Source organism: Rhizobium sp. BK060, from assembly GCF_014193145.1.
In the GTDB taxonomy this organism is placed as follows: domain Bacteria; phylum Pseudomonadota; class Alphaproteobacteria; order Rhizobiales; family Rhizobiaceae; genus Rhizobium.
This window is the reverse complement of sequence record NZ_JACHYW010000005.1, coordinates 196,827-223,677: the sequence shown is the minus strand read 5'-3', so window position 1 is coordinate 223,677 and position 26,851 is coordinate 196,827. Positions and strand designations below refer to the sequence as shown.

Sequence of the window (26,851 nt, the reverse complement as noted above, 5' to 3'; positions counted from 1 at the left end):
ACTCTTCAATTTGACGTTGCGGCATTGTGGAAAATGCCTTCTGGGTACCGGCACAGCTTTACCGAGCCCGCCGATTTTGCCCCGCCACCCATCTTGAGGCTGACATGGACAGGTGCATTCCGCGTCCCCCCGGGGAGCGCCTGATAAAGCTTGGCAAGTCCGCTCACGCGCGACGGGCTTTCGAAGGAAACGTTCTTGGCGGGACCATTGGCGTAGCTGTAGTTCGACTGGAACCCGGTCAGCGCTTTGTTGGTAAACTCGTAAACGAGGTAATGATCGGATGCCTTGCCAACCAACGCAGGCAGATCAAGATCAACCGTATCGGTCTCATCAAATGTCTTCTCAGCAAGCTTAAACTTGCCGCCGCAATCACCGACAATTGCGGGAACGATCGTCTCGTCGACGTAGTCAACACTTCGCAGCACGGACTGGAGATCCGAGTATTCCCACACCAGTATTTCAGGCTTCTTGGCCAACCCATTGGCGTTCTGCGCCCAGCCGTAAATCGACTGCGTCAAACCACCGCCAGCAATCGAGAAGCCAGATACATCGTGCTTCAGGGCCTCCCGAAGGAAGCCGTTGAAGTTGAAATCCATCCGCTCATCCGTAAAGGACGTTCCGACGACATGGACGAGTTCCCGGCCCGGCGTGTCATCGTCGGTCAGCAGGGCGTCCAAGTTGTCGACGTTGCGCTTGGTCGAATAGCCGGTGACGCTTTCAGTAGGGATCTTCTCTTGGCAAATCTCGTTGAGCGCTTTGCCCATATTGAAGCGTATCGGAGCGGCTTTGCCAGTCAGTTCAGTCTTAAACTCGGCGGTGTCAATAATGTTGCCTGCTAGGCCACGGATCTTCTCGGCCAGAGCCTTGGCGACCACTTGAGCGCCTTCCGGGGTCCAGTGAATATCTCGCTTTAAATAATAGGCACTCCAGTCGAATTCCGGTGTGGCGTCTTTGATTTTAGTAATGTCGACGGCATCAATCCCGACGTCGCGCAAAGACTGAACCATCGCTCGGAACTGCTCGGCGGAGAACGCCGGATCGTAGAACATGTCAGAAAAGATGCCGCCATTGGGAATAGACTGCGCGCCGGCAATGCCGCGGGGCAGCATCGGCACCAAAATGAGGTGAATGCCTCGATAGCGCAGGGCGTCGTTCACGTCCTTGAAGGCATCCAGCGTTTCCGCAGACAGCTCATACATGTTCTCCATGTCGCCTTCGCGGAAGAACCAGCCGCCATAACCTTGATACATCTTTACGGCTATCGAGGTCTGAGGAGACTTTTCCACGAGCCCCTCGCACTTGTAGAGTATTTCACCGGCCGACGCCGAAGCCACCGAAAGAGCACAGGTAAGAGCTGCCATCCCGACTACGGATAGAACGCTCGATAAACGCGCCGTGCTGAAGAAGTTGGCATGCATCATTTCGAAACTCCTGCACGGGCTTCCTTGACGTAGGAGTTTTTCAGGCGCCGGGCGAACTGGCTTCCCAATTCCTCGGCGTGGTCGAGCAAGGCAAAGATTTCATCCTTGTTGGCGTCCTTGTCGCGGCCGTAGAGCAGAACGGCTTTGCGCAGGATCATGTCCGGAACTTCGGCCGCAACGAGCGCGTTGAGCCAATGTTCGGCCTCGGGGTTCTGGTTGGTCGGGTTCTTGATGAAATAGTAGTAGTAGAGCTGAATCATCGCGTCGGTGTTACCGAGCGCGGCAGCCTTCTCCAGCCAGGCGACGCCCTTTTGCTCGTTCTGCACGGCACCCGCACCGGCAAGATAACTCCGGCCCATCTCGGTCATTGCGGTGACGGACCCGTTGAGCGCGGCCTTGATGTAGTAGGCGAAAGCACGCGATTCATAGACGCGCGAGCTCGGTCCCTTGGAATAGTTGCGCGCCAGCGCCAGCGCGCTACGGTTAGATCCCATGAAGGCCAGATCCCGATAGAGCGCTTCGGCCCGATCGCGATCCATCTCGACATCCTGGCCGAAATAGTAATTTGTCGCGATGCTGTTTAAGGCTTCCTCATTGCCGAGTTCAGCCGCCTGCTTCGTCAGTTGGTCGGCCTTGGCGAAGTCCTTGGACCTGTATTGGCCCTTCAGGTACTGCCGGGCAAGGAACATACGCAGATTGCCGTTAGTCGGCAGATGCGGCAGTGCGCCTTCGACCGCGTCGATCAGATAGCGGAAGCTCTCCTCGCCGACGGCCTTTGGATTGACGTTGACGGCGACGCGCGTGAGCGGCCCGCCTTGTCCACGTTCGGCAAGGATGTTGCACCAGCCGACCACCCTGCGGAAGTTTAACGCTTGGCTCGACGGCCATTTCTGGCGGAGCTTGAACGCGGTGATGATCGCATTGACGTCACGCCGGTCAGCGAGTTGTGCCAGCCGCACCAGGACCGGTTCGGCAAAATCCTCGCTGAGGCCATCCTCCTGCGTTAGTTGCTGAACGAAGCCGAGTAGAGTGGCATCGTCGCCCTTGAAGGACACGACGACATCTTTCATTTGTCGATGCGCTTCTGCCGCATCAAGTTTTCCGGCCGCCCGTCTGACTTGGACCAAGAGAAAGCGGCCAGTCGGCAGTTCCAGCATTTCCGGTGTGTTCAGCAGGACCTCGGCCTTGTCGAACTGCTTGAGCGCAAAATCGATCTTAGCGAGCTGCACATTGCTTTCCGGCGTCAGGATGCGCGGATCAAAACTTGCGTAGACATCGGCAAGACGCTTGAGCTTGTCGGCACTGCCGGTCGAAAGCGCGAGTTCGGCGGCATCCGGACCGGCGGTAAAATAACCTTGCGACAACGCATTCAGAAGCAGAGTGAATCCGGCTTCCGGATCGGCTTCGAACTGCGGCGCCCCCTTGGCCAGCAGCACGCCATATTCCTTCATCGCCCACAGATTATGCTGGTCCGCCAGCTCGCGGACCTCGGCATAATACGGCGAATAGTTCAGCGTAACTTCGAGATCTTGCCGGGTAAGCTTGGCAAGTGCCTCGCGCAGCTTGAGCTGCATCTCGGGCGCATCCGCATGCTGCTGCTTCAATCCCTCGTAGATCGACCGGGCCCGAGCCGGCTCTTCCTTGACCAGGCGCCCCTCGCGAAAGATATCACCGAGGATGGGGCCCACCGAAAGGTCACCCGCGTCATAGGCGCTCGACAGCTCGGCGACGAGCTGCTCCGGCGGAATGGGCATGTCCGCCGGTGTCGCATAGTAGCCGGCCTTTTCGGCGCTGACGATTATGCGAGCCAGACGACCGATGACCGACGATTTTCCGCCCTTCCAGATGTCCAGGTAGATCGGCAGGGCGTATTTTGCGATCAGGCTGTCCGATAGGTTGATGCGGGCGAAGCGGTCGGCGACGACGAGCCGCTCCTGTCCCGCCTCGGCAGCACCGTCCAGCATGCGATCCATGGCAACAGTGGCGCGGGCCAGATCCTTCTCGACATAGATGCCCTGGTAATAGAGCTTGGCGATCAGGTAATTGGCTCGGTAGCTTCTCGCCTCGTCGAGCATCGACACGGCCCACTTGGAGTCCGCCTCATCGAAGCCGTAGACGTTCTCGTCAACTAAGTCGAGCGCGATAAGCTCGGCCGCGCGGCTCGAGCCGCCGTCGACGAGCCTCCAGATCAGATGACGCGGTCCGTCCTTGCCGAGGATGGAAAATAGCACATTGCGGTTCTTTTCGATGATCCCGACGGCGCTGTCGCTGCCGCCACCGGCGGCCAGCTCCAGCAACGACTTGAGCACATCGGGGTGCTGTTGCGCATCGAAGGAGGTTGCATAGCGTCCCGCGAGGCGGATAACCGCGCTATCGTTGTCGAGTGCCGACAGGTTGGCCATCAGCAACATCTGGCTGCGGAGTGTATCGGCTTCGGGGGAGGTCTGGCGATTGAGCAACATAAGCAGCTCGAAAGCCGCATCGAGCGAGCCCTTTGACATCTTATCGCGCAGGGCAACTTCGGTGTCGGTGGCGATATCATCTGCCTGTGCATCGACGCTGGCCGGAGCCTGGATAGCGGGTTCGGCAGGTTGCAACGCGGCGCGCAGAGCTTCCGCTTCGCCTTCGTTTGCCGCACCGCCCTTGCGCAGCAGCAGTTCGGCGAGCCCCGCCGTCACCTTGGCATTGATCTTAGCATCGCCGGCCGCCAGCAGGCTGCGATAGACGGCGATCGCTGCGTCGATGTCGGCAACCCTCAGGGGGTTGTGATCGCTGGCGATCGTGCCGCGCGCCAGCAGTCGTGCATAGTCCAGGAGCGCGCTCGCCTCCTTCGACGCCTTATAGTCGGCAAGTGTCTTCTGCTCGGCCTGATAGGCCTTCTTCGCCTCGGCCGCCAGCTGTCGCGGCATTTCAGACGCCGTCGTAGCCGGCGCCATGGCAAGGATCACCACCGAAGACGCCAATGCGGCGAGCAGGAGGCGTGATTTTCTCGTTGCGAGATTCATCCTTTCACTCCCCTTGTTGCGCGTTGAACGCAGCCGACTGCGGCGAGCCCGTGGCGTCGATACAATAATTGGTCGAGGCATCGTCGGCCCCGAACTCCGGCTGCAGCGATTGCGGAATGATGACGCCGTTCTTCGCCAGCGCGCACTGCTTCCTCACCGGAATGCGTGGCACGCAGACCGAGCGCACCAGCACACCCGTCTTCATATTGCGCGTGACGACGTCGAGCCCGAGCGGCTTGAGATCACCCGAAACGTAGCGAGGCAGCTGGTCGACGAACCTGTTGCCGAAAAATATCGCCTCGGATGCACCGCGGGTCATCAGGCCGACGCGGTTGTTCTCAAGGAGGTTATCACGGGCAGCCACCGTTGCGACCGGATAGTAAGGATCCTCGGCGAAGTCGCGGAACTCGCTTTGCTCTGCGACCTTGAGGTTGTCGATATAGGCTTCAATGCCGGCCGCCTTGTTCTGACGGATCTGGTTGCCCTCCACATGGACATCCCAGGAATTGCGTACCTTCACGCCAGATCGGCCATTGCCGTAGAACATGTTGCTGTCGATGAGAGCGCAGGGGCTTTCCATCGCGGAGAACCCATCACCTTCGTTGCGGCTCGCATCGTTGGCATAGACGATTGTGCCGTAGCTCTGGCGGTCGAGCATGATGCCGGACCCGTGGTTCTCGAACGAGAGGTTGCCGAGGATGAAACTGTCGTCGACCTCGCGCGAGATGATGATGCCGTGCTTCTTCTGCGTCCCGTAGGCCGTGTTGTAGGCCATCATCAGGTTTCTCGACCGGTCGTGCGGGTCGAGGCCATAGATCACGCCGTTGACCAGTTCGTTGCCGACGAAGACGATGTCCTTCGCCTCGAACGCGTAGAAGCCGTAATAGAGGTTCTCGAATGAGTTGTTGATGAAATAGCCGGTTGGCGCCGCCGCCTGGACCTTGCGGGCCACAGTGTCGGTCGAGCCGGAGGACAGGGACATGCCGTAGGTGCGGCCGCCGGCATAGCCCAGCGCGACGAAGCGGGAGGCCGCGGCAAGGGTCTCGCTGCCGCTCCAGCTGAGGATGAAGGGACGGAAAAAGATGCCCTTCTCGTGGTCGTAGACATAGCTCGGTTGACCGGTCGTCACATCGACCGACGAGACGGTTACACCATCGAAATAGATATTGCCGCTGTTGACGATGAAGGCGCCGGCCTTGGTATTAAGCTTCAGCGACTTGATCTCCTGGCCGCTGACGATGAGCGAGGCACCGTCGTTGACGGCGAGCGGCACGTTCAGGGTCACTTCGTTGCCGTCCAAGGAGATGGCCTCCGGATCGGTCGCCCGCACCTGGGCGATGAGCTCGCTCATGGTCAGGACACCGCGTGTGACGAAGATGATGCGAGGAACGGTCGATTCAGAATTGAGGTAGAGATATTCGCGCACACCGAGGTTGATGATCTCGTCGAAATGCTCGGACGAGAATCGGATCAGGCGGGTGGCGCGCGTCTCGCCGCGCTTGGATATGTCGGCAAGTGCCTCGTTCGCCTCCCGCAGCGGCGGCACAGGAATCCTCGAGGTGATCGACTCACGCCCAAGCAGCAGGTTGGGCATGAAGGGCCGGCCGGCCATCGGCAGGCTGTTTTCCTTAGGCGAGGACAGGGCAATGCGCCCATCGCTGACGGTTGACGCTCCCCCGAAGTGGAGCGCGTCGGGCGCTGATTTTGCCGGAGCGGTGGCACTATTCAGCCAGCCCTTGTCGTCCAGCACGCTGGCGCGGGCCTCAGCCAAGCGGCGGAACTCGCCGACGCGTGCCCTGTAATCGGAAACCGCCTTCACGCGCGTGGTCGCCACGTCGACATTTCCGAAAATGGCGTCCGCCTCGGTGACTGCGACCTTGTCGGCGTCGTCGGCAGCCGCAAGCGAAGCCACGGACTGGCCGCTCGCGGCCAGATAACGCGCATAGCGCGCCAGCGCCTCGCCCCGTAGCTTGGTGGGTTCTGCCACCTGGCCTATGGACGCAGCAAGGAGCGTGTGCCCCTCGCCCGAAGTCGACGGCAATAGGTTGCCGATAGCGGCGGCGAAATCGGCACCGCTGTCCTCAGTGCCACGGAAGCCGGCAAAGCCAGCTACGCCGAGCGCAACCGCCTGCCTGAGATCGGCATCGGCTCCGCCGCGGACGAATTCGGTAAGCAGTCCCCGACGGCCGGCATATTGCCAGAGCCGCGCCGCCACTTGTGACAGCAAGGCAATGTCATCGGCGCTAGATGACTCAAGCCCGGCGAGCTCCGCCGTATCCGGGAGCTCTCCATTGATCAAACTCGCAGCCACCTGCAACGCCTTCGTCGCCGCCAGACCGGTTGCAATCGCCTTTGCCCCAACCGGCTGGTCGACGGGAAGGGAAAAGACCGTCCGGATGCCGGCTCGCAGTGCCGTGATCTGCGCAATCTTCGCAGCACGCGTTATGTTCGGTCCTTGCGCCAGGATGAAAGCGGGGTCACGAACGATTTCAATGTCGCGGAACAGCGTAACGGCCTGCGCATCGCTCAGCTGCAGCTGTTTCGACTTGGCGGCACCGGCAACGAGCTCCACCAGGGCTTTCACGTAGTTGTCGTAACCGGCGACGGAGAAGCTGTGAATGAGCGCGAGATAGCTATCGACAGCGGAGGCCGGCGGCAACGCCAGATTGACCGCCCTGTCGTAGCCTACCAGCGGTCGCTCGTCCCGGATGTCGGCCATGACCGCATCCGAAACCAGCCGGTTGCGCGCCGCCTCGTTCTTTTCTGCCAAAGTCAGAAGCTCGAAGGCACGTGTATCGAGGCTGAGCCGCGCCTGTTCGCGAAGCGCTGCGATATCAGCTCCACCCTTGACGCCATGCGCAACTTCCACGGCATCGACCCATGCCGACAGGATGAGGTTGCCAGAACCGGCGGCGCTGGCACCGGCATGCCGGATGACGTCGACTTCGATCTCGCCAAATACAAGCTGGGCGAGTTCGAACTTTTCGGCGCGCGGTGACATGCGCAGCAGATCGGTTAGCACCCGGAAGACAGCCGGGTCGGCGACCGCGCCCGCATTCGCGCCCGCAAGCTTCATGAGCTCCTGCCGATCAGCTGCGGAGGTCAGACCGTCGAAATAGAGCGGCAGGAAATCGACGTAAATATCCAGGGCAAGTTCATTCAGCTTCGACTGAGCCAGCCGCTTGGCAAGATCGAGGCTGAGCTTGGCTGCCTCGATCCCGGACACGTAGTCGAGAATGAGCGTATAGCGCACCTTGAACGAATCCGGATCCGTCGTCGACAACGACTGGTCGGAGCTGGCAATGAGGCTCTTCAGTGCGCTGATGCCGGCATCGCGTGCCGATAGTCCTTGCGCGCTCATCTGCTTGTGCAGCTCGCCGGCCACAACGGCCAGCCGGCTGCGCACGTCAACGCCGGCGATCTGGGTCGCATGGTCGAGGCTCTCGATGCGTGCCACTTCCCTGAATATCTCGAAGTAAGCGTCGAAACTGCGTGACTTCTCGTCGTCGCGCAGGGTCTGCCAGCGCATCAGCGCGAGCTGCGCCCCATATTTCAGGCTGTCCTCGGTGATTTCGCGCTCGGCCGGTGCGAGCTGGTCCAACTGCGGGCTCTGCTCGCCGACCGTCAATTCCTGCGCATGGACGGCACGCAGGCTCATGCCCGTTGGTACAACCGATAGGAGCGTTGCCAGGGCGGTCAGGCCGACAAGGCCCTTGACCACAGGAGTTGCAATCAGTGTCAAAGATGTGCGCATGCCATTCGATCCCTACGACAACAGCGAGGAGACGGTCGTCAGCCACCGCAGCGATATCACCGGGGGCCTCCATACCGGCCGTTGGAACTTGACGATCACCGGTTCGTCGACAGGAACGTCGAAGCCGTCCGGGATCCCAAGGTTGATTTCCGCGAGGGCCTTGCCGTCCTCGTCAGTGAAGACCTTGGTGCTGTTGACATAATTTCGCGCATCGATCGGAACCGAAACGATCCGCCCGGATTTGGGAAACTCGATCCGGGCCTCTGCTGCGTTTAGGGCAGTGACTGCATCGGTCAGCTTGACATAGGCCGCAACATAGGGCCTTGCGCCCCTGTCCGAGAGACGCACGACCGGCGTGCCCTTGCGCACATAGTCCTGTGGCGCAGCAGCCTGGGCACTGATTTCGCCGCCATTGCTGGCCTCGAGAAACTTTGTGTAGTCCCGCGACGTCTTCAGTGCGGCGAAGAATTCCCCCTTCGCCACTTGGCCGGCATCCTTCACATAAACGACCTGGCCAGCGGTATGGGAATCAAGTTCTGTACCCGGTACGGCGACATAGGCCACCTGCGAGACAGCGCTCATGCTGCGTTGCGACATCAGCTGGAAGATGAGTCCGATCAGTACGAGAGCGACCACGCCAAGGCCAGCCAGCTCGGCGAACCCACTAAAGCCTCTCGAAGCAGGGCGAACCTCCGGCGGCACCCGGTCGGCGAACTGATCAGCAAAGGACGGGTTGCGCCCCTTGTACCATCCGAGCACGTTGACCAGCCTACTGTATTGCTCGCGCCCGCCGGTCACAACGAGGTTAGTCTCGTCGCCGGACTGCTCTGCGCGAACGAGGACATCTCCCTTCCAGGCCATCTCGCCCTTGACCATGGCGACGCGCGCAATGCCGCTGTAACCTAGGAGTTCCTGCGCCAACGGCACGATCAGACCACTGGAACTCGGGCCTAGCACGAGAAACGTGCGGCCAGAAATTTCCACCGTTATATCCGCGGACGCGTTCATCTCGTTCATATCCCTCGTGTTCAACCCAGACGGACTTTCGGTGCTTCGACCTCGACCACCTGGGGGAACCAGTCGTCGATCTTCCAGTTGAGATCAGGGTCCTTGCGGACATACGTAAATTCGGACAGTCCGGAAGCGTTGCGGATCGTCACCACCTGCCCCCTGCTGAAGGAAACCGGATTGCCCGACACGAAGGGTGTGAAATCCCCATCCACGCCGTACTCCGCACGCCGATCACCATGCAGGAACCAGGTCTCGCGCTCGGCGCCGGAAACGCGGTAGGTGACCGAGTTCTTGCCATGGAAGGTCACGGCGCAGACTTGGCTGTCGTCGTAGGTGCGGTCGATCTTGACCGCTCCCCAGCTCTTCAGTGCGCTGCGGGTGAAGCTGACCTCCGGGGCATCTATCTTCTTCAGCGAGGCGACGATGTCCTTCACCCGCTGAGCCTGGGCCTTGGGCAGTACAACTATGGCATCCTCGCTATCGATGACCATGATGTCCTCGATATGGCTTAGGACGACGCGACGCCCGGATTGCGCGTGCACGAGGCAATTGCGCGACTGCGAGACGAAACCGTCGCCGCGCAGTACATTGCCGTTCTCATCCTTGTCGCTGATATCCCAGAGGGCCGACAGCGAGCCGATGTCGGCCCAGCCGATGTCGTCGCACGGTACGACTGCGACATTGGCGCTCTTTTCCAGCACGGCCGTGTCGATCGGAACGTCGTGCGGGCAGCGGGCGAAATCCTCGTCCGCCGGCATCAACAGCGTATGACTGCCGAGGTTACGGGTCGTGCCGCCGGCGATTGAGGCCGCAACGGCTTCATAAACGGCCGGAGCGTGCCGCTTGAGTTCCTCGACCAGCGCCGATGCGCGGAAGAGGAAGATGCCCGCGTTCCAGAGATATCCCATCTCGACGAACTGCTTGGCTCGCTCCAAGTCAGGCTTCTCGAGGAAACCCCCGGGCTGATCGACCAGTGCGCCAACCTCCTGGCCGTTCACAACATGGGGCTCACCGGGACGGATATAGCCGAAACCGGTTTCCGGCTCTGTCGGCACGATGCCGAAGGTGACGATCTTCGAGTTCTCGGCCAGCGGTATCGCCTTCTTGACGGCCTCCAGGAAGAGGGCCGGATTGTCGATGACGTGATCTGCCGGCATGGCCAGCACGAGCGCATCCGCGTCGCCCTGACTCGCAGCAACCGCAACGGCCGCAAGCGCTGCGGCCGTACCGCGCTGAAACGGCTCCAGAACGATGCCGGCGAACTCCTGCTCCATCTGCCGCGCCTGGGCATTGACCATGTCGATGAAGGCACGGCTGGTCAGCAGCCAGGGCGCCGAGAACATCGGATCGTTGACGCGCGCCAGTGTATTCTGGAACAGGCTACGGTCGTCGACGAGTTGCAGGAACTGCTTGGGCATATTGGCGCGCGACAACGGCCAAAGGCGCGTGCCGCTGCCGCCGATCATGATGGCCGGCGTTATTTTTACAGGCTTCGTCGGTATGCTCATTGTCATGCCTCCGGCATTGTCAGCGCAATGGATCTCGATCTTGCAGTTCAGTGCCACGGCGCCGTGTCAAAGGTCGCCAACACCGGCTGTCCGACCATCGACGGGTCGAGACTGCGACCCGGCTGCACCTGAATTTCAAGCTGTGTGGCGGTGTATTCGGTCACCTTGGGAATGGAGACGATGTCGGCATTCTTCGTCTCGACGCCGTCGAGGTAGCTGAGCGAGATCTGCGGCTTCTCGGAAATGTTGGCAAGGCGGCGGAATGGCAGGCGAACTGACACGTAGAGGGTTGCATCCTGGCGCACCAGCGAGAGCATCCGACCGCCGGCGCGACCGTAGGTTGAGCCAGGATGATCGACTGACAAGACATAGCAGTCGCAGGCGGACAGAACCTCCACGGTCGACTTGCCGTCGGCGGCCGGAGCATCAAGGACGATCGTCGCCAGACGGTCTCCCCGCTTCACCTTCTGCGGCAGATCGACAAATTCGACCACGCCATCGCGTGGCTGGTAGACGGTGACCGTCTCCGCGGCAATGCTCGCTGAAACAGCCTCGAAGGTAAACAGCCTCTTGTAGACGATATTGAACAAGAAGAAGAAAGCGGCCAAGCCAATGACAACGAATATCAAAAGCCCGAATATGCGGCCTGCAAGACCATTCCCAGCCAACGACGTCGCACCGACCACCGCAGCCTTAGCATTTTCCACTTGTGCCATCTGATTTCCCAATACGTAAATTTTTGAACCGCTATGAACGACCCGCCCGGCGAGATAGAGGTCAGCGAAATGGGCCAAGGGCGCCGTCTTTTCCGCAGGATCGAGAATTTGGAGGCCAGCGCGCCGTTCATCCGGATTCACCCAGACGACGCGCGTATTGAGAGCCAGCTCGAAGCAAGAGCCCTCGGTTTCTATGAGCAGGATCACCGCGACGTGATCGCCCGGAGCCCGCATGAGCGCAACCTCAGCGAGCCCGAAGCCAGTCACTGACCAGTCGCATACCTCAACGCGCATTCCGTCGATCAGCGCTGTAAGTGGCAATTTGAAGCGGGGGAACTCCCGTTCACGACGCTTGGACACGGCAACCGCAGTCATCAAAACACCCTGTCGGTGATTTTCGGCAAGCGTTCCGGCGCGTCGTCCGTGAAATAGCTACCGAGATTTGCGAGGAAGACGAGAACCGAGACGAAGACCAGCACTGCAACGGTATTGACCAGCCGCGACGACCATAATTTGAAGGCCGCGTCTATCCGGGAATCGGTCCGCTTGAATGCAGTCTTCTGACGCGTCCACTTCTGCCGGTCGAGCCGGAAGAAAATTATCACCTTCACTGCCGAGCCGAAGATCTGATTGAAGTAGAGCAGCGGAATATAGAGCAGATTGATCGACGGACGAACTGTCAGGAAGGTCAGCGCAAGGATGTATCGCGATACGATGACCCAGAGCACATAGAAGGCGGCAGTCCAGGGTGTGATCATCGCAGTGCCAAGAATGGCAAGTGTGATGCCCGACAGACTGGTCCACATCGACATGCGCTGATCGAGAATCGACCACCAAGTAAACGCGCCAATCCTGATCGGTCCAAGATGCAGGGCACGAGCATTTGTACGCAGCATGTTGCCGAACCAGCGGGTCATCAACACATAGGCCGAACCGATGAAGCTGGCGCTCGGAGGCTGCTCGATGGTCTCCACCTGAACGTCCGGCACGTAGTACATGTTGTAGCCGTTCTTCAGCAGCCAAAACCAGCTCGACTTGTCGTCACCGGTGAGCATGCGGATCCGGCCCAGACGCCAATGGTCGATATAGTCGTTCTGCACATGATCGATGAAATCCGGATCGCAGGCGAGCCGTGCGCGGAACATTGACATTCGCCCAGTCAGCGTCAGCACACGCTCTGCAAGACCATGCGACGACATCAGAATCTGACGCTGCGCAAAGCGCATCGAATACCATTGCTTGAAGATCTCCGCACCCTCGACGGTGCACACCTCATCCGTGGTAAGCGCGCCCAGATTGCGATTGATCAGGAACATGCAGGCACAGCGCTCTACGAGATCGGGCGGCACAATGCTGTCGCCATCGATCACTGAGACGGTGTCGTCGCCAGCCGGATTGAGCGCCGCGATGGCACGGAAGCCGGCAGCCAGGGCATCGCGCTTGCCCGTCCCGGCAATGCGCACGATCTCCAGTCGGAACGGCAGGCTGTCGCCATACATCACTTCGGCAAGGCGACGAATGAGGCGCTCATCGCCGATTTCGACGATCGAGCAGACGACCGTTGCGCCGGCTGGCGCATTGGCTGCCGCGACGAAAGCGCCGCGATAAACCTTGGTCGTGGTCGGTGCATCGATCCTGAAGCTCGTGATCAGAAAGTAGGCATGCCCCAACCCCTGGGACTGCGCCGCCGCTTCGGCCACCCGGCGCATTGCCGGGAACCGGACCAATCGGAACCAGATACTACGCAGCAGATGAAGCAGTCCCCAAGACCATCGCCACAGTCCGATGACGCCGACCACCAACGCAGCATCGCGTGCTTTCTCGTCGAACGCCTGCTGTGGCAGCAGCGCTGCACACACAGCCAGCAGTAGGACGAAAACGATATGCTTGAGGATACCCGACATCAGCGCTTACCAGACGAGACCTTCGTAGTGCACGCCTGACGGCATCTCGACGGGGATACGAACGAGGTCGATGACCTTGACACCATGCCGCGCACTCTTCAGAGCATCCTTGGTGCCCTGGCCGTTGATGCCGACCACGATGGCCTCGCTCTCCGACACGACTTCCTCTGGCGAGGAACGCATGAAGCCGGCCAGGTGCGAGATGTAGTTCCGTCCGCCGTGATCGTTGGCCGAGACGTTGGAGTCATAGATCGACAGCTCGTAGCCCTTGCCCATCAAGCGTTCGGCGAGAAGCACCAGTGGGCTCTCACGCAGGTCGTCCGTGTCCGACTTGAAGGTCAGACCGAGAAGGCCGATTTTCTTGGCCCCCGAGCGATTGACAAGGCGGAAGGCGCGCTCGAGCTGGTACTGGTTTGCCTCCACAGTAGCGTCGAGAACCGGCGTCGACACGTTTTGCATCTTGCCAAGATGGCGCAGCGCACGCAGGTCCTTCGGCAGGCAGGAGCCGCCATAGGCGAAGCCGGGCTTCATGTAGGCGCGGGAAATGTTAAGTCGCGTATCGGCGCAGACGACATCCATCACAACATGACTGTCTATGCCGACGGACTTGCAGAGATTGCCAATTTCGTTGGCGAAAGAAATCTTTACCGCATGCCAGCAATTGTTGGTGTACTTGACTATTTCGGCGCTGCGGATCGGGATGACGTGCGGCTTTACCTCGACCGAGGCGCAAAGGTCGTGCAGGGCCTGAACCGTTTTCTCATCACCTTCGTACTGGCCAAAGACGATCGCACCTGGGCTGTAGTAGTCGGCGATCGCCGTACCTTCGCGCAGGAATTCCGGGTAGTAAGCCAGGCCGAAGTCGACTCCGACCTTCTTGCCGGAGGCCTTTTCAAGGGCCGGGATGACCACAGCCTCTACCGTGCCTGGAAGGATCGTCGAACGCATGACGACCATGTGGAAATCACTCTTGTCACGCAATGCAACACCAATTTGCTCGGAGACCAGCTTGACATAGCTCGTGTCCAGCGACCCGTCTTCCCGGCTCGGCGTACCCGGGCAGCAGAACGAGATATCAGTCTCGTTAATCGCAGCGATATAGTCACTGGTTGCAGTCAAAAGGCCGTTCTCGACGCCCGTCTCGATCAGGTCAGGCAGACCCGGCTCGTAGATTGGAGACCGACCTTCGGAGATGCACTTGACCTTGTACTGGTCCGGATCGACCGCAACTACTTTGAAGCCATCATTTGCAAGACAACCTGCCGATACAGCTCCAACATAGCCTGCCCCAAAAATACTTACGCGCCAATTTTTCTTGCTCACGACTGCACCTTTCTCACAATTATCAATCAATAAAGAGTAGATATGCCGCCTTCCTGGATGCCCCAATAGATTGAAACAAATCTATATGTTGCATGTGCAAAGAACGCCCCTTCTGGTTTTGCAATACAGCATTTTATTATGACGTCAACGTAACGAAACTCCGTTATCCACGTAGGCTGCAGGATACATTTGCACAAAACCTATGCAGACTCGTCTCACGCCAGCATCAAGGACCACTATACTTGCGGGCAAAATGCCTCTAAGAAATTTATTAGCAATATCAATATGTTATTGGGAGATCAAAATGCATGCACGGTACGCCTGGTTTTTGTGCATCGCAGCATTTGCTAAAATTCAACTTTCCATGAGTTCTCCACAACTGAGGCAATCGTGCAACGCTTCTGGCGGCTGCACGATTGCAAGAGGACCAAATATGCAGGGCGCGCGGGCGGCCATAGGCATGGACCGTCGGCAACATATGGTTGAATTTCGCAGCGACGCAAAGTGTCTATCCGCGACCTGCTTCTCGCGAAGATTGCAAGCCCCATCCGTTAGGAACCACTTACCTAGCTCGCCAAATGCATACACAGCGGCATAGTTGATTCACCCTCGGAATGAGGGGCTTTCTCTCAAAAGAATGGATGAACAGACACGGCTCCAGTACGGGCCACCATAGTTACTTTACGCTTAATCGAATCAATAAATAGCGCTTTTCGGAATAAACATTTTAAACACTAAGTAAAAATGAAAACTCATAAAGTTTTATACATTATCCGAACGGAATATTGCTTTGCGCATCCTATTATCCCCCTAAACACGGGAGATAAACATGAGAATAAAAGCGCTCCAGGCATGGACTATTGTCGCAATCAACATATTCTCTCCAAATATCTGCGGTGCCCAGGAAGCGCCGACCGCTCCCGAGACGTTCCCGATCCAGGCGCCAGCCGCTCGAGAGGGGCTAACGGCACTATTCATGGATCTGCCTGGCCGCATTTTCGGCACGTCTGGCCGGCACGATGCCGTCGCCTCAGTTGACAGCGCAGATACGGCCGCTGCTGCCACCGCCGAAAAGGACTACACGAAAACAGGTAGTATTTCGGCCCTTTCCACCAGCACCAGCTTCGGCAGTGCAACACCGGGCGCGGACCCCGAGCAAGTTCCTCTTTGTATCAGCATCCCTGCGCCGCCCGCGACGCTTGAGACGCAATCGAAGTATAAGGCCGATGACAGCTCAAAATCCTCGATCGACGACGACGCCCTGGCAGCCCGTGATAAAACCGTCCAGCCAATTCGAAACTCCATTCGCCTACTGACCAACATCGCCTACGCCGGTTCGAATAGTTCGCTGGTCACCCAGGCGCGGGCAGAATGCGTACTGCATAATATCGATCGCTGGGCATCTGCGAAGGCGCTAACCGACATGCGCACTGTCGATGCCTATCTTAGCCGCGACCGTTGGGTGGCCGAAATCGCACTTGCGGTTCGCTCCGCCAGCAAACATGTTGAGCTCTCCAGCGAACGCAAGGCGCTTTACTCGACATGGTTCAGCACACTTGCGCGCGACACCATCGACGCATATTCGTTACGTCTCGGCCCAAAGTCGAAGACGAATAACCATCGTTATTGGGCAGGCCTATCGGTCGCTGCCGTCGGGTTTCTTGTCGATAATTCCGATTTCAAGACATGGGGTAAGACGAGTTTCGAGATCGGCGCTTGCCAGGTGGACGACCGAGGCTTTCTGCCTGCAGAACTGGCGCGCGGAGAGAAAGCCCTAGACTATCATGTCTATGCATTGCGCCCCCTCGCGGCCATCATCAAGCTCGCCTCGGATAGCGGCGAACCTCTTCACTCGAAGTGCCTCGATAGGTTTAAACGTCTCACGGCGATGACACGCGCGGCCCTGCAGGATCCCACGCAATTCGAGCGTGTCGCTGGCCAGCGCCAGTCGACAATCTCCTCGGAAGCCAGCTACTCTGCCGCGTTGAAGCTCGGCGCGCTTCCACTGCTGTGAGATCGGATGTCAAATTGCCCCCGGACGGTCAAGAAGCAGACATCAGTTGCGCGTTGGAGAAGCGGATCGCCGCTTGATCTGTGCCACGTCGCTCCGTCCTTTGTGATCTAATGTGGAACCGCTTGCTGTAGCGGAGCTATCCAACCCTAGCCGGCTGTAAATCGCCTGTTTCATACCATCGGCGCCGAGCTTGGCAAACTGAACGACATCCATTCCAACTGCCGCACTCACCTGGTCAATATGCCTGGGCGCTGCTAGATTCTCAATATCGGCAAGCGCCGCCTTCAAAATTGCTCTTTGCTGAAAGTCCACAGGCTCCTCCACCCCTGTTGCTAGCTGACTTCCCCAAACCACGTTCAAGAGAAGTGTGGATACTTATTTCTTCAATCATGACACGAACGGGAACATCCTACAACTACGCACATTAGTTACTACTAAATATAAATTTACGAGTGCGATATTAGGGCCATGACTTCACCCGAAATTCCTGGCTTGCACCAAACCTGGACGGCGCATCCATGACGGTAAATATCGCCCGCCGACCAAGAACGGACTGGCCTCCTGTTTGACTTAAACCCCAGATAGGGTCCACACCATGGCGAATTCGCCGGAAGCAAAACATGCAACCAGTCTGTTGTCTATCAGAGGACAAAATCACTGCTGTGAAGCTGGACGACGCCATCGACGTGGATCGAGAAGTCCGCAGCTCCGTCGCCGTTGAGGTCCCCATAGACATAGGTCTCCAATCCGGCGTTGACATAGCGCAATTCGCCGGCTTTTTCTGAAAACACGGCAGTCCCGATGAAATCGAAGGCTTGACCGCCGCTGACGGTAGCGTTGGCGTCGATCGAGCTAAGATTGAGAATATCGCCTTCAGTGCTAGAAAACTGGTAGATGTCATCGCGGCCGCTGGAAGTTAACGTCGACGCATCGAGCCACGTGAAGACGAAGGTGTCGGCGCCGGTGCCGCCATAGAGATTGTCAGCGCCTTCGTCCGCATAGAGTTGGTCGTCGCCGGCCCCTCCGTAGAGTGTGTCGTCGCCGTCGCCGCCCACCAGCTTGTCTGATCCGGCGTCACCATAAAGCCTGTCATTGTCGCTATAGCCGTAGAGCACATCGTTGCCATCTGCCCCGACCAGCCTGTCAGCGCCACCCTCACCGACGAGCATGTCGTCGCCATCCTGGCCGTAAAGCCGGTCAGCGCCGTCGCCGCCATAGAGCCGATCGTTACCCACGCCACCGCTGAGGAGATCATCGCCAGCACCTGCGACGATTTTGTCGGCACCGGCGTCACCGCTCAGATCGTCGGCACCTGCCCCGCCATAGACGATATCGTCTCCATCGCCGCCGGTGATTATATTCGCGCCGGCTTCGCCCTTGAGGGTGTCGTTACCGGCACCGCCATAGATTGTATCGTTACCGTCCCCGCCATAGACGACATCATCGCCCGCCCCTGCGAAAATCGTGTCGGCGCCGTCCTGACCCAGCAATTTATCCGCACCAGAGCCGCCCACTACCGTGTCGTCGCCGGCCCCGGCGCGCACGACGTCGTCGCCACCATAGCTGTAGATAACGTCAGCGAGCTCACCACCCGTCAGGACATCATTGCCGACCGTGCCGGTTGAATCTGCCGAATAGGCATTCGCGCCGTCATCGGCTGTCACCGTGCTCACCAGGCCGCCCAGTCCGTCGCCTGTTTCATGCGAAAAATCAAACCCATAAAATGACACCTGGCCGGCACCGGTACTGTTCGTCTCATTGTTTCCGAGATAGGCGCCCGCCTTGAAATAGAACTCTTCGCCGTCCCAGGCAGAACTTACCGTTGTGACCGACGTGTAAATGTCCCCGTCAGCGTAGACGATGACCGTCAGTGTATCTCCGTGAACATCAATCTTGTAGGAAAACTGCTCTCCCAGAGAAATCTGTGGGGTGTCGCCGCCCGCATTGGTGAGTTCGAATTTCAAAGAATCGTTGCCGTCCCCACTCTTGTCGCTCTTGAAGTAGACTTCACCATTCTCCCAATAGAGCCTGACCAGTTCGTCTTCCGAACCATGAACCTGGCCGACGACGATACGCCCATCCATGCCATCCGTCGTTTGCGGTGCCTCGTCGACCTTCAAGGTCGCGGTCATCGTGCCTCCTTCACCCAAGCTCCAAGCGGCTAACGAGTGGCCGTCCATCTCGCGTAGCTCCGACCTCGCGCAGGTCGTGCCCTTGGTCAATGCTCCGTCAGCGATCGCACGAAACACCATCGCCCCATCTTCGGCTGTATAAAAATAGGACGAATGTTCGAAGCCAGTGAGATCCAGGATCTCCAAAGCCGTGCCACTGGTGCCGCCATCCTCGTCGATCGGCAGACAGAGTTTCCAGCTCATTAAATCGAAATTATCGGAATTCGTCGCCATAAACTCGTTCTCCAAGCAGACAATATCTTGTATTATCAGTAACTTGTATGCGTGCTGATCTATCGAGACTGTTCGTCGACGACGCGAACTCAACCAGGAGCCTCGGTGCGAATCGGTCTCCGATGACAGAGCGGAAACCGTCCCGTGATCGTTTTTACTTGCCCCACTATGCGCGAAGAATTGCTACGAGAACGTAAAGGGGCGTCGCCAGGACCATCTCCAGCATCAACGGACGCAGGTTGAGGACGGAAATCATTGGCCAGTCGTCTAGAAACACGATGGAGGCGTTCCATCGGCGCTCGCGTTCCCAACGCTCATTTGCGGCAGCGCTGGCCTGGCGCGGAAATTGATCGTTGCAGGGCGCGTATCAACACTGCCGCGGCCGTGCAGGGATTGTCGTCTGAAGCCTCAGCGCTTCCTGCGGGCAAGGACGAAGTCGTGCCTTACATCCCAGAAATCGCCCGCAAACTGATATTGTCGCGACCGTCCGGGATCGCTCGTACGGCGGAATTCCGCAAGCAGGCTCTCCTTTACCCCGAAAACCGCATCGGAATCGATATAGGGATCATCGGGATCGAAGATGTGGGTTGTCAGAGTTTCGAAACCGTCGGCCTTGATGATGTAGTGGAGATGGGCCGGCCGGTAGGGATGGCGGCCAAGGGCCTTCAGCAATTGTCCAACCGGACCGTCATCCGGGATCGGATAATATTTCGGCTTCACGGCCCGGAACCAATAGCGCCCATCAGGACCAGTCCGAAACACGCCCCGCAAATTGAAATCCGGTTGAATGCCCTTCTGCTGGACGTCGTAGAAACCCTCATCATTCGCCTGCCAGATATCGATCAGTGCATCGGCAATAGGCTCGCCATCGGTGTCGAGGATCCGTCCTTCGATGAACATATCCTCGCCCTTCTGATCCAGGCAGATGTTTGCACCCATTGGCAGCTCCGGCGCGTCGGCAACATGAAACGGCCCAAGCACGGTGCTTTCCGAGGCCCCCGAGGGTTTGCGGTTGTTGATCGCATCGACCAGCATCGACACGCCAAGGACATCGGAAAGGAGAATGAACTCCTGCCGCCACTCATTGCAGATTTGGCCCGTGTGCGTAAGGAAGAAGATAGCCTGCATCCACTCATCCTGTGTGGGCTCGATCTCCTTTACCGCTTCGTGGAGCTTTCGGGTGATGACTTCCATCACCTGCTTCAGGCGTTCGTCCTTGGCGTTCCTGTTGCGGCCAGTCACCACCGCGACCGAATCTTCTTCCGTGAAGAAGCCCCTTTCATGTGCTTGCATGATGCTCTCACTTATCAAGAATGGATGTCAGGACCCGGCGCAGTTCGGCTTCCGGATTGGAGACCATTGAATCTGCGCGCCAGGCAACGTGATGGTCCGGCCGTACAAGAACAGCTCCGGAATCCCGAACCTCGCGCGCGTTGGCCCAGTCGCCAACCAGATCCTGCCATTCCTGGCGCGGTCCGATCGTGTGCGAGGTGATCCGGATGTTGAACTCCTTTGCTAGCGTCTTGGCCGCCGCCACCCAACCGGCGCCGCCGATGCCGGTCAAAACAGTGAAGACGCCGTGGCCGGTGAGATCGAGGGTCGAGACCTTGTCGCCGCTGTGATTGAAGAGCCAAGCGTGCGGCAGGCGCGCGCCGGGCCACGTTGTCGCGTGGTAGTGAAGTTCCGGATCCTTTGCGAAGGCGGGCTCCGGCTGAGCGCCGTTGATGATCGCATCCGATTTGTAGCGCTGGTTCATTTCGACGCCATGGGCATCGAACTCATAGACCTTGTAGGCGATCGCATCCCGGATCGCTCTGCGCTGCCTTTCGGCCTCCGGCGTATCGTTGCAGCGGGCGTCCATGTTTTCCTGCATCTTGACCGGATCAACAGAATCCAGAAGGCCTAGCGCCTTGAAGATCGGACCGAACTCTTCGATCGACTTGTTCGCGCGTGTAACGATCTGCTTCGCAATTGGCGCGCGCTCCGCATTGTAGCTGTCGAGCAGGCCTTGTCCGGCCTGACCTTTCAGCACCATGGACAGCTTCCAGGCGAGGTTGAAGGCATCCTGGATCGAGGTGTTTGAACCCAGTCCGTTCGACGGCGGATGACGATGCGTTGCATCGCCCATACAGAAGACACGGCCGTTGGACATCTGTGTCGCATACATGTTGTTCACGGTCCAGGTCGATACCGATTTGATCTTTGGCTGGAGTTCCTGGTCGCCGACGAGGTCCCGCACCACCTTGATGGCGAAGTCCTCGGTCACGTCGGGTGCTGGCTGGTTGATGTCGTAGCCCCAGACGATCAGCCATTCGTGCCAGGGCCGGACCATGCGCACCAGCCCCATGCCGATGCCGCCGACATCGGCACCGGGCTGCAACACCCAATAGAGCACCGAGGGACGGTGGGCGACATGCCGCGACAGATCGGCCTCGAACAGGATGTTCATCGAGCCGCCGACACCCATCCTGCCCTCGAATGGCAGTTGTTCCTGTTCGGCTACCCGCGAATTGCCACCATCGGCGCCAATCAGGAACTTGGAGCGGACGGTAAATTCCTTGTCTGTCAATCGATCGAGGCAGATGGTCGTGACGCCATCGGCATCCTGCTCGTGGCTGATATACGCGCATGACATCCGCGCCTGTGTGCCGCGCGAACAGGCCGTCTTGAAAAGCAGCGGCTCCATGAAGGTCTGCGGCAGGTCGTTCATCAGGCTCGGCGAGGAGAGTTGATGCTCGGCGCGAGACAGCGGATGCTTGCCCCAACTTTTCATTCGGCCGATTTCTTCGCCCGTCAAAGAGGTGCAGAACACATTCTCACCCATCAGGTCCTGCTCGGCGGCAAACATGTAGGCTTCGTCCTCGACATCGCGGCCGAGATCGCGCAACACCTCCATCGTGCGCTGGTTGGTGATATGGGCTCGCGGCGTGTTGGCAAGCCACCGGTAGCGATTAATCACCATGTTCTCGACGCCGTAGGTCGACAGCAGTGCCGCAGTCGCAGAACCCGCGGGGCCGGTTCCGATGATGAGTACATCCGTTGTGATATCAGCCATTTGGCCCTCCCATTTGCTTGTGTTCAAGGGGTCCACCTTTGAGAATTCGGCGAACCGGAAAAAGCTGGATGCCGGTGCGGTCGGAAAACAGGCCCCAAAGCCCGCGCGGCGCAAACAGCATCGTGACGATGGCGACCAGGCCGAGTATCAAAAGATACCAGGAGCCATAGCCGGCAAGCAGGTTCTGCAGCACAAAGAAGACGATGACGCCGATGATCGGCCCTTCGACCGTGCCGATGCCGCCGATGACGACGATGAAGATCACGTAGGCCGTCCAGTCGATCACCGAGAAGGCAGCATCCGGCGAGATACGTTGCTTCTGGACGTAGATCAGCGCGCCACAGCAGCCTGTCAGAAATGCCGCGGTCAGGTAGACCATGGTCTTCATGCGCCGGGCATCAACGCCGACGGCGCGTGCTGCCTGCTCGTTGTCACGGACCGCGGCAAGACCCAGCCCGTTGCGCGATCGCAGCAACCAGTAGATGGCCCCGATCGTGACCAGAGCGAGTACCAGAGCGAGCCAATAGGTCAGCGCGTCACCCGCCTCCGCCGATTTCATCCGAAACAAGGATTTCAACAGGTCGATGCCGATCATGTCGCGGGTCGCGTCACGCGGCAATGATGTGCCGGTACCGCCGCCGAGTGCTTTCCACTGGGCAAAGAGCAAGCGGCCGACCTCGGCGATCACCCATGTGCCAATGGCGAAATAAGGACCGTAGAGGCGAAAAGTGAAGAACGCCGTCGGCACGGCGACGATCGCCGCAAAGACGCCGGCGACCAGAACGGCCGCGACAGGATCGAGCCCCAACAGGCTGACGAGAGCAAACATGGCATAAGCCCCGCAACCGACGAAAAGCTGCTGGCCGACCGAAATCAGGCCAGCATATCCGGCAAGCAGATTCCAGCATTGTGCCAACACCAGCATGGTGAGGATGAAGAACAGGTCCTGGACTGCGCCGCGCGACACCAGAAGCGGCGCCAGGAATGCGAGGATCACGACGATCGCAGCCATGAGGGCGAATGCCGCGGATGCGCCTGTACGGGTCTCGACTTTGAAGGTTGGTGAGAGCAACTGTTCCATGACGTTTCAATCCACTGCGCGCGGGAAGAGGCCGCGCGGCTTGAACAGGAGGACGAGAAGGAACGCGAGATGCCCGGCTAGAATCTGCCATTCCGGATTGATGGCCGCCCCGATCGTCTGCGCGACACCAAGTATGATTCCGCCGGCCAGCGTTCCCCAAAGCGAGCCCAGCCCGCCAATGATGACGGCTTCGAAGGCGTAGATCAGCCGGGCCGGGCCCGACGTGGGATCAAAATTGGCACGTGTTCCGAGGAAGAGCGCCGCGATCGTCACGACCACCATGGCAAGGCCTGTTGCCATAGCGAAAATGCGTTGCGGCCGGATGCCCATCAGGCCCGCCGTGGTGACATCGTCGGATGTGGCACGAAACGCGCGGCCGATCGAGGTGCGATAGATCAACTGGTTCAGCGTAACGATGGCGAGGATCGCTGAGCCAAAGGTCAGCATCGGCATGACACCGACATTGATCGGTCCGAGCGAAACGGAGGCGGTCTCGAGCGCACCTGCCGATATCCGACGGCTGTCGGCCGTAAAGCCTTCCAGCAAACCGTTCTGGATGACGATCGAAAGACCGAACGTGACGAGCAGTGGCGGCAGGATATCCTTTCCGAGCGTGCGGTTGAGCAGGTGGTATTGAAGGACCCAACCGGCTGCGAACATGAGAGGCGCCGCGATGAACGCCGCAACGAAAGGATGGAGCCCCAGCCATGAAACAAGCAACAGGATCACAAAGGCGGCGAAGACGATCAGGTCGCCATGCGCAAGGTTGACCAGCCGCATGATGCCGAAGACCAGGCTCAGCCCCGCGGCAAAAAGCGCATAGAGCCCGCCAAGCAGGATGCCCTGCGTTATCGTATCAAGCCAGTTCATGACCATCTGCTCCGAAATAGGCCTTGTGAATGGCATCGCGGTCGAGATCGCATGGCTTTCCGGCAAGCGTGATGCGGCCCTCCATCATGCAATAGATCCGATTGGAGACCTTGAGTGCCTGAGCGATGTCCTGCTCAACGATGATGATCGCCGCGCCGGTTTCGCGGATGCGCGGGAAAGCGGCGTAGATATCGCGCACCACGACCGGCGCCAGTCCGAGGCTGATCTCATCGCAAAGCAGCACGTCCGGGTTCGACATCAACGCCCGGCCGATCGCCACCATCTGCTGCTGCCCGCCCGAAAGTGCCGTGGCAGAGTTTCGCCGACGCTCCTTAAGGACGGGAAACAGCGCATAGATGCTCTCGAGCGTCCAGCTACCCGTGGCCTTGCGACCGTAGGAACCGATCAGCAGGTTCTCCTCGACGCTCAACGATGGAAACAACCGCCGGCCCTCCGGCACCATGGCAATTCCGCGCGACATCACATCGGGGGCGTCCAGCGCGCCGATCGCCTCTCCCCGATAGCTGATGGAACCGGGCTCGTTTTTGAGGACACCCGACAGCGACCGCATCAGCGTCGTCTTGCCGGCTCCATTCGCGCCGATGATCGCCAGCGTCTCGCCCTCTTCGAGCCTGATATCGATGCCAAACAGCGCCTGGAAGTCACCGTAGGAAGCCGTCAGTGCATGGGTTTCGAGAAGCGGCATCACACATCGATCCCCAGGTAGATTTCGCGGACCTGCTTCGAGTTCATGATCTCGTCGGGCTTACCGATGCCGATCACGCGACCGAAGTGCAGGACGAGCAGACGTCCGACCACGGCGTTTAACGCATGCAGGACATGCTCGATCCAGATCACCGTAATGCCCTTGCCGTGGAGGCCGCGGATAGTCGCTACCAGCGCCCGGCATTCGCCTTCCGTCAGCCCACCGGCAATCTCGTCGAGCAGCAGGAGCTTCGGATCGGTTGCCATCGCACGCGCCAGTTCCAACCGCTTGCGCTGCAGCAGCGTGAGGCTGCCGGCCATTGCATTGGCTTTGTCAATCAGTCCTGTATCGATCAGGATTTCTGCACAGCGATCGGCGACCTCCCCTTCCCGCTTCCGCGCGCCAAACGATCCGGCCACAAGCAGGTTCTCAAACACGGTGAGTTGATCAAAGGGCTGCGGAATCTGGAATGTGCGGCCCATTCCGGCCAAGCACCGCGCCATCGGCGGGGTATTGGTGACGTCGGAGCCTATGAAATGGATCGCGCCGCTCTCTGGCGAGATGTTGCCAGTGATCAGATTGAACAGGGTCGACTTGCCGGCGCCGTTGGGGCCGATGATGCCGAGCGCCTCGCCGTCGTCCACGGCAAAGGAAATCTGTTGGGCGACGGTCAACGCGCCGAACTTCTTCGAGACACCTTCCAGTTCCAATATTGGCATAAATCCTCTCCCACTTAGGGAGCCGCCTCCACGGCTCCCTGCTCTTCCGACAAGAGCTGACGCGCTCAGGCGATCGGCTCCATTTTCCCGCCGGTCGGTATGTTGGGTGCCGTGGCATTCTCGACGATAACGAGATCATACCCCTTGCCGCCCTGTTTCAGCCGCCATTGGCCGCCGACAAGCGGCGTCTTGGCAACGTTCTTCTGCGCAAAGGGCGGCAGTTTCTCGTTGCCCCAGGCGATCGGGCCAACGAGCGTGTCGAGCCTTGTTTCGCCGATGACCTTGGCAACAGCCTCGCCGTCACTTGGATCGTCAGCACGTTTCATGACATCCACGGCCAGCTCGAACAGCGCATGCGCGAACCCGATCGGCTGTGTCCAGGGCCGGTCCGTTGCCTTGGTGAAGGCCTCAGCAACCTGCGCGGCAGTCTCACCCGTCAGCGACGATTTGAAGGGGTGGCTTGGCGTCCACCAGACTTCGGTTGAAAGATTGTGGCCGGCATCGCCGAGCGATTCCACCGTTTGCGGGAACAGCAGCGCCTTGCCGACCGAGGCAACCTTTGGTTTGAAGCCTTGCTGCTTTGCCTGGTTCCAGAAGGTCGTAAGATCCGGTGGGATAACGACACCGGTGACGATTTCGGCGTTCACCTGCTTGAAGGCGTTGATCTGCGCGGAGAAGTCATCCGAAAGGTTCTGGAAGCGGCCAGGATCGGTCAGCGTATAGCCGAGCTTCTCGAGTGCAGGCGGGAAACCGACAACCTTGTCTCCCCAAGCATTGCCATCCCCGTCGTTGGGGAACAGCCCGCCGACCTTCTTGTTGGTCTCGACCTGGCCCCACATGCCGGTAAAGACGGCAATGATGTCCTCGAGCCCCCAAAAGAAATGATAGGCGAAATTGAATGGTTTCCAGGAGTTCGGGTCGCCGGGATTTGCCTGTTGGCCGATGAACCATGGCTGCCACGGCGCAACCGTCGAAATGCAGGGCATTTCTTCGGCTTCGCAGGTCGTCGACACCGGGTTGGTGGTTTCCGGTGTCGAGGAAACGAGGACCAGGTTTACCTCATCGGTCACGATCAGTTCCTTGGTGACCTCTGCGGCACGATTGGGATTGGACTGGCTGTCCTTGACGACAACCTCATAGTCGAGGCCCATCTTCCTGGTCGTCGCAAGAAAGTTCTCGATGACGAACTTGTCGGCCTCGCCGAAGGCAGCAAGCGGTCCGGTTTGCGGACTGACATAGCCGAGCTTGATCGAGCTTTTCTGTGCCAGCGCCGGCAAAGCCAGCCCGGATGCGGCAGCAAGCACGCCGGTGGCTGCCGTCTGTTTCAGGAATTCGCGTCTGGTTGTCATCTCATTTTCC

18 protein-coding genes are annotated in these 26,851 nt (G+C 59.1%); 1 reads left to right on the top strand and 17 read right to left on the bottom strand.

The window, feature by feature from the left end:
• Nucleotides 1-5: 5 nt before the first annotated feature.
• Genes FHT71_RS07965 through FHT71_RS07930 form a run of 8 tightly spaced genes read right to left on the bottom strand, consistent with a single transcriptional unit; the run spans nt 6 to nt 14,642 of the window.
• Entirely contained in the window at nt 6-1,421 is a 1,416-nt protein-coding gene (locus tag FHT71_RS07965; protein ID WP_132589050.1) for a hypothetical protein, read from the bottom strand.
• Nucleotides 1,418-4,426, bottom strand: a complete 3,009-nt coding sequence (locus FHT71_RS07960) for a tetratricopeptide repeat protein (protein WP_165933060.1) — start codon at nt 4,424-4,426, stop codon at nt 1,418-1,420. Before FHT71_RS07960 ends, FHT71_RS07965 begins: the two co-directional genes overlap by 4 nt.
• A 4-nt stretch (nt 4,427-4,430) precedes the next feature.
• Nucleotides 4,431-8,180 carry a right-handed parallel beta-helix repeat-containing protein gene (locus tag FHT71_RS07955; protein WP_183719370.1) on the bottom strand — a complete coding sequence of 1,250 codons (3,750 nt, stop codon included), beginning with the start codon at nt 8,178-8,180 and terminating at the stop codon, nt 4,431-4,433.
• 12 nt (nt 8,181-8,192) lie between these two features.
• The gene (locus tag FHT71_RS07950; RefSeq protein WP_132589047.1) at nt 8,193-9,188 is read right to left on the bottom strand and encodes a hypothetical protein; all 996 of its coding nucleotides are present in this window, start codon (nt 9,186-9,188) and stop codon (nt 8,193-8,195) included.
• 20 nt (nt 9,189-9,208) lie between these two features.
• A complete protein-coding gene (locus FHT71_RS07945; RefSeq protein ID WP_165933059.1) occupies nt 9,209-10,699 on the bottom strand; it encodes a mannose-1-phosphate guanylyltransferase/mannose-6-phosphate isomerase in 1,491 nt (496 codons plus the stop codon).
• A 47-nt stretch (nt 10,700-10,746) separates the two neighbouring features.
• A complete protein-coding gene (locus FHT71_RS07940; RefSeq protein ID WP_132589045.1) occupies nt 10,747-11,790 on the bottom strand; it encodes a PilZ domain-containing protein in 1,044 nt (347 codons plus the stop codon).
• Nucleotides 11,790-13,319: a glycosyltransferase gene (locus FHT71_RS07935; RefSeq protein WP_132589044.1), complete on the bottom strand. Its 1,530-nt coding sequence runs from the start codon at nt 13,317-13,319 to the stop codon at nt 11,790-11,792. Before FHT71_RS07935 ends, FHT71_RS07940 begins: the two co-directional genes overlap by 1 nt.
• Before the next feature lie 6 nt (nt 13,320-13,325).
• A complete protein-coding gene (locus FHT71_RS07930; protein WP_165933058.1) occupies nt 13,326-14,642 on the bottom strand; it encodes a nucleotide sugar dehydrogenase in 1,317 nt (438 codons plus the stop codon).
• A gap of 829 nt (nt 14,643-15,471) precedes the next feature.
• Between FHT71_RS07930 and FHT71_RS07925 the strand changes: the two genes are divergently transcribed.
• Entirely contained in the window at nt 15,472-16,656 is a 1,185-nt protein-coding gene (locus FHT71_RS07925) for an alginate lyase family protein (RefSeq protein ID WP_132589043.1), read from the top strand.
• A 42-nt stretch (nt 16,657-16,698) separates the two neighbouring features.
• Here the strand turns inward: FHT71_RS07925 and FHT71_RS07920 are convergent, their stop codons facing one another.
• The 9 genes from FHT71_RS07920 to FHT71_RS07880 all read right to left on the bottom strand — a co-directional run bounded on the left by FHT71_RS07920 (nt 16,699) and on the right by FHT71_RS07880 (nt 26,841).
• On the bottom strand, nt 16,699-16,968 hold the full coding sequence (locus FHT71_RS07920) for a hypothetical protein (protein WP_132589042.1): 270 nt from the start codon (nt 16,966-16,968) through the stop codon (nt 16,699-16,701).
• A gap of 329 nt (nt 16,969-17,297) precedes the next feature.
• On the bottom strand, nt 17,298-19,061 hold the full coding sequence (locus tag FHT71_RS07915) for a polysaccharide lyase family 7 protein (protein ID WP_132589041.1): 1,764 nt from the start codon (nt 19,059-19,061) through the stop codon (nt 17,298-17,300).
• A 408-nt stretch (nt 19,062-19,469) separates the two neighbouring features.
• On the bottom strand, nt 19,470-20,354 hold the full coding sequence (locus FHT71_RS07910; RefSeq protein WP_132589040.1) for an intradiol ring-cleavage dioxygenase: 885 nt from the start codon (nt 20,352-20,354) through the stop codon (nt 19,470-19,472).
• Nucleotides 20,355-20,361: 7 nt separating this feature from the next.
• Nucleotides 20,362-22,116: an FAD-dependent monooxygenase gene (locus FHT71_RS07905; RefSeq protein ID WP_132589039.1), complete on the bottom strand. Its 1,755-nt coding sequence runs from the start codon at nt 22,114-22,116 to the stop codon at nt 20,362-20,364.
• Nucleotides 22,109-23,197, bottom strand: coding sequence for a branched-chain amino acid ABC transporter permease (locus tag FHT71_RS07900; protein WP_132589038.1), 1,089 nt, complete (start codon nt 23,195-23,197; stop codon nt 22,109-22,111). Before FHT71_RS07900 ends, FHT71_RS07905 begins: the two co-directional genes overlap by 8 nt.
• A 6-nt stretch (nt 23,198-23,203) precedes the next feature.
• Nucleotides 23,204-24,067: a branched-chain amino acid ABC transporter permease gene (locus tag FHT71_RS07895; RefSeq protein WP_132589037.1), complete on the bottom strand. Its 864-nt coding sequence runs from the start codon at nt 24,065-24,067 to the stop codon at nt 23,204-23,206.
• Complete coding sequence (locus tag FHT71_RS07890) at nt 24,054-24,773, bottom strand: ABC transporter ATP-binding protein (RefSeq protein WP_132589036.1); 720 nt, start codon at nt 24,771-24,773, stop codon at nt 24,054-24,056. Before FHT71_RS07890 ends, FHT71_RS07895 begins: the two co-directional genes overlap by 14 nt.
• Nucleotides 24,773-25,492, bottom strand: a complete 720-nt coding sequence (locus tag FHT71_RS07885; protein ID WP_132589035.1) for an ABC transporter ATP-binding protein — start codon at nt 25,490-25,492, stop codon at nt 24,773-24,775. The genes FHT71_RS07890 and FHT71_RS07885 overlap by 1 nt, the downstream gene beginning before the upstream one ends.
• Before the next feature lie 65 nt (nt 25,493-25,557).
• Complete coding sequence (locus tag FHT71_RS07880) at nt 25,558-26,841, bottom strand: ABC transporter substrate-binding protein (RefSeq protein WP_132589034.1); 1,284 nt, start codon at nt 26,839-26,841, stop codon at nt 25,558-25,560.
• Nucleotides 26,842-26,851 lie beyond the last annotated feature (10 nt).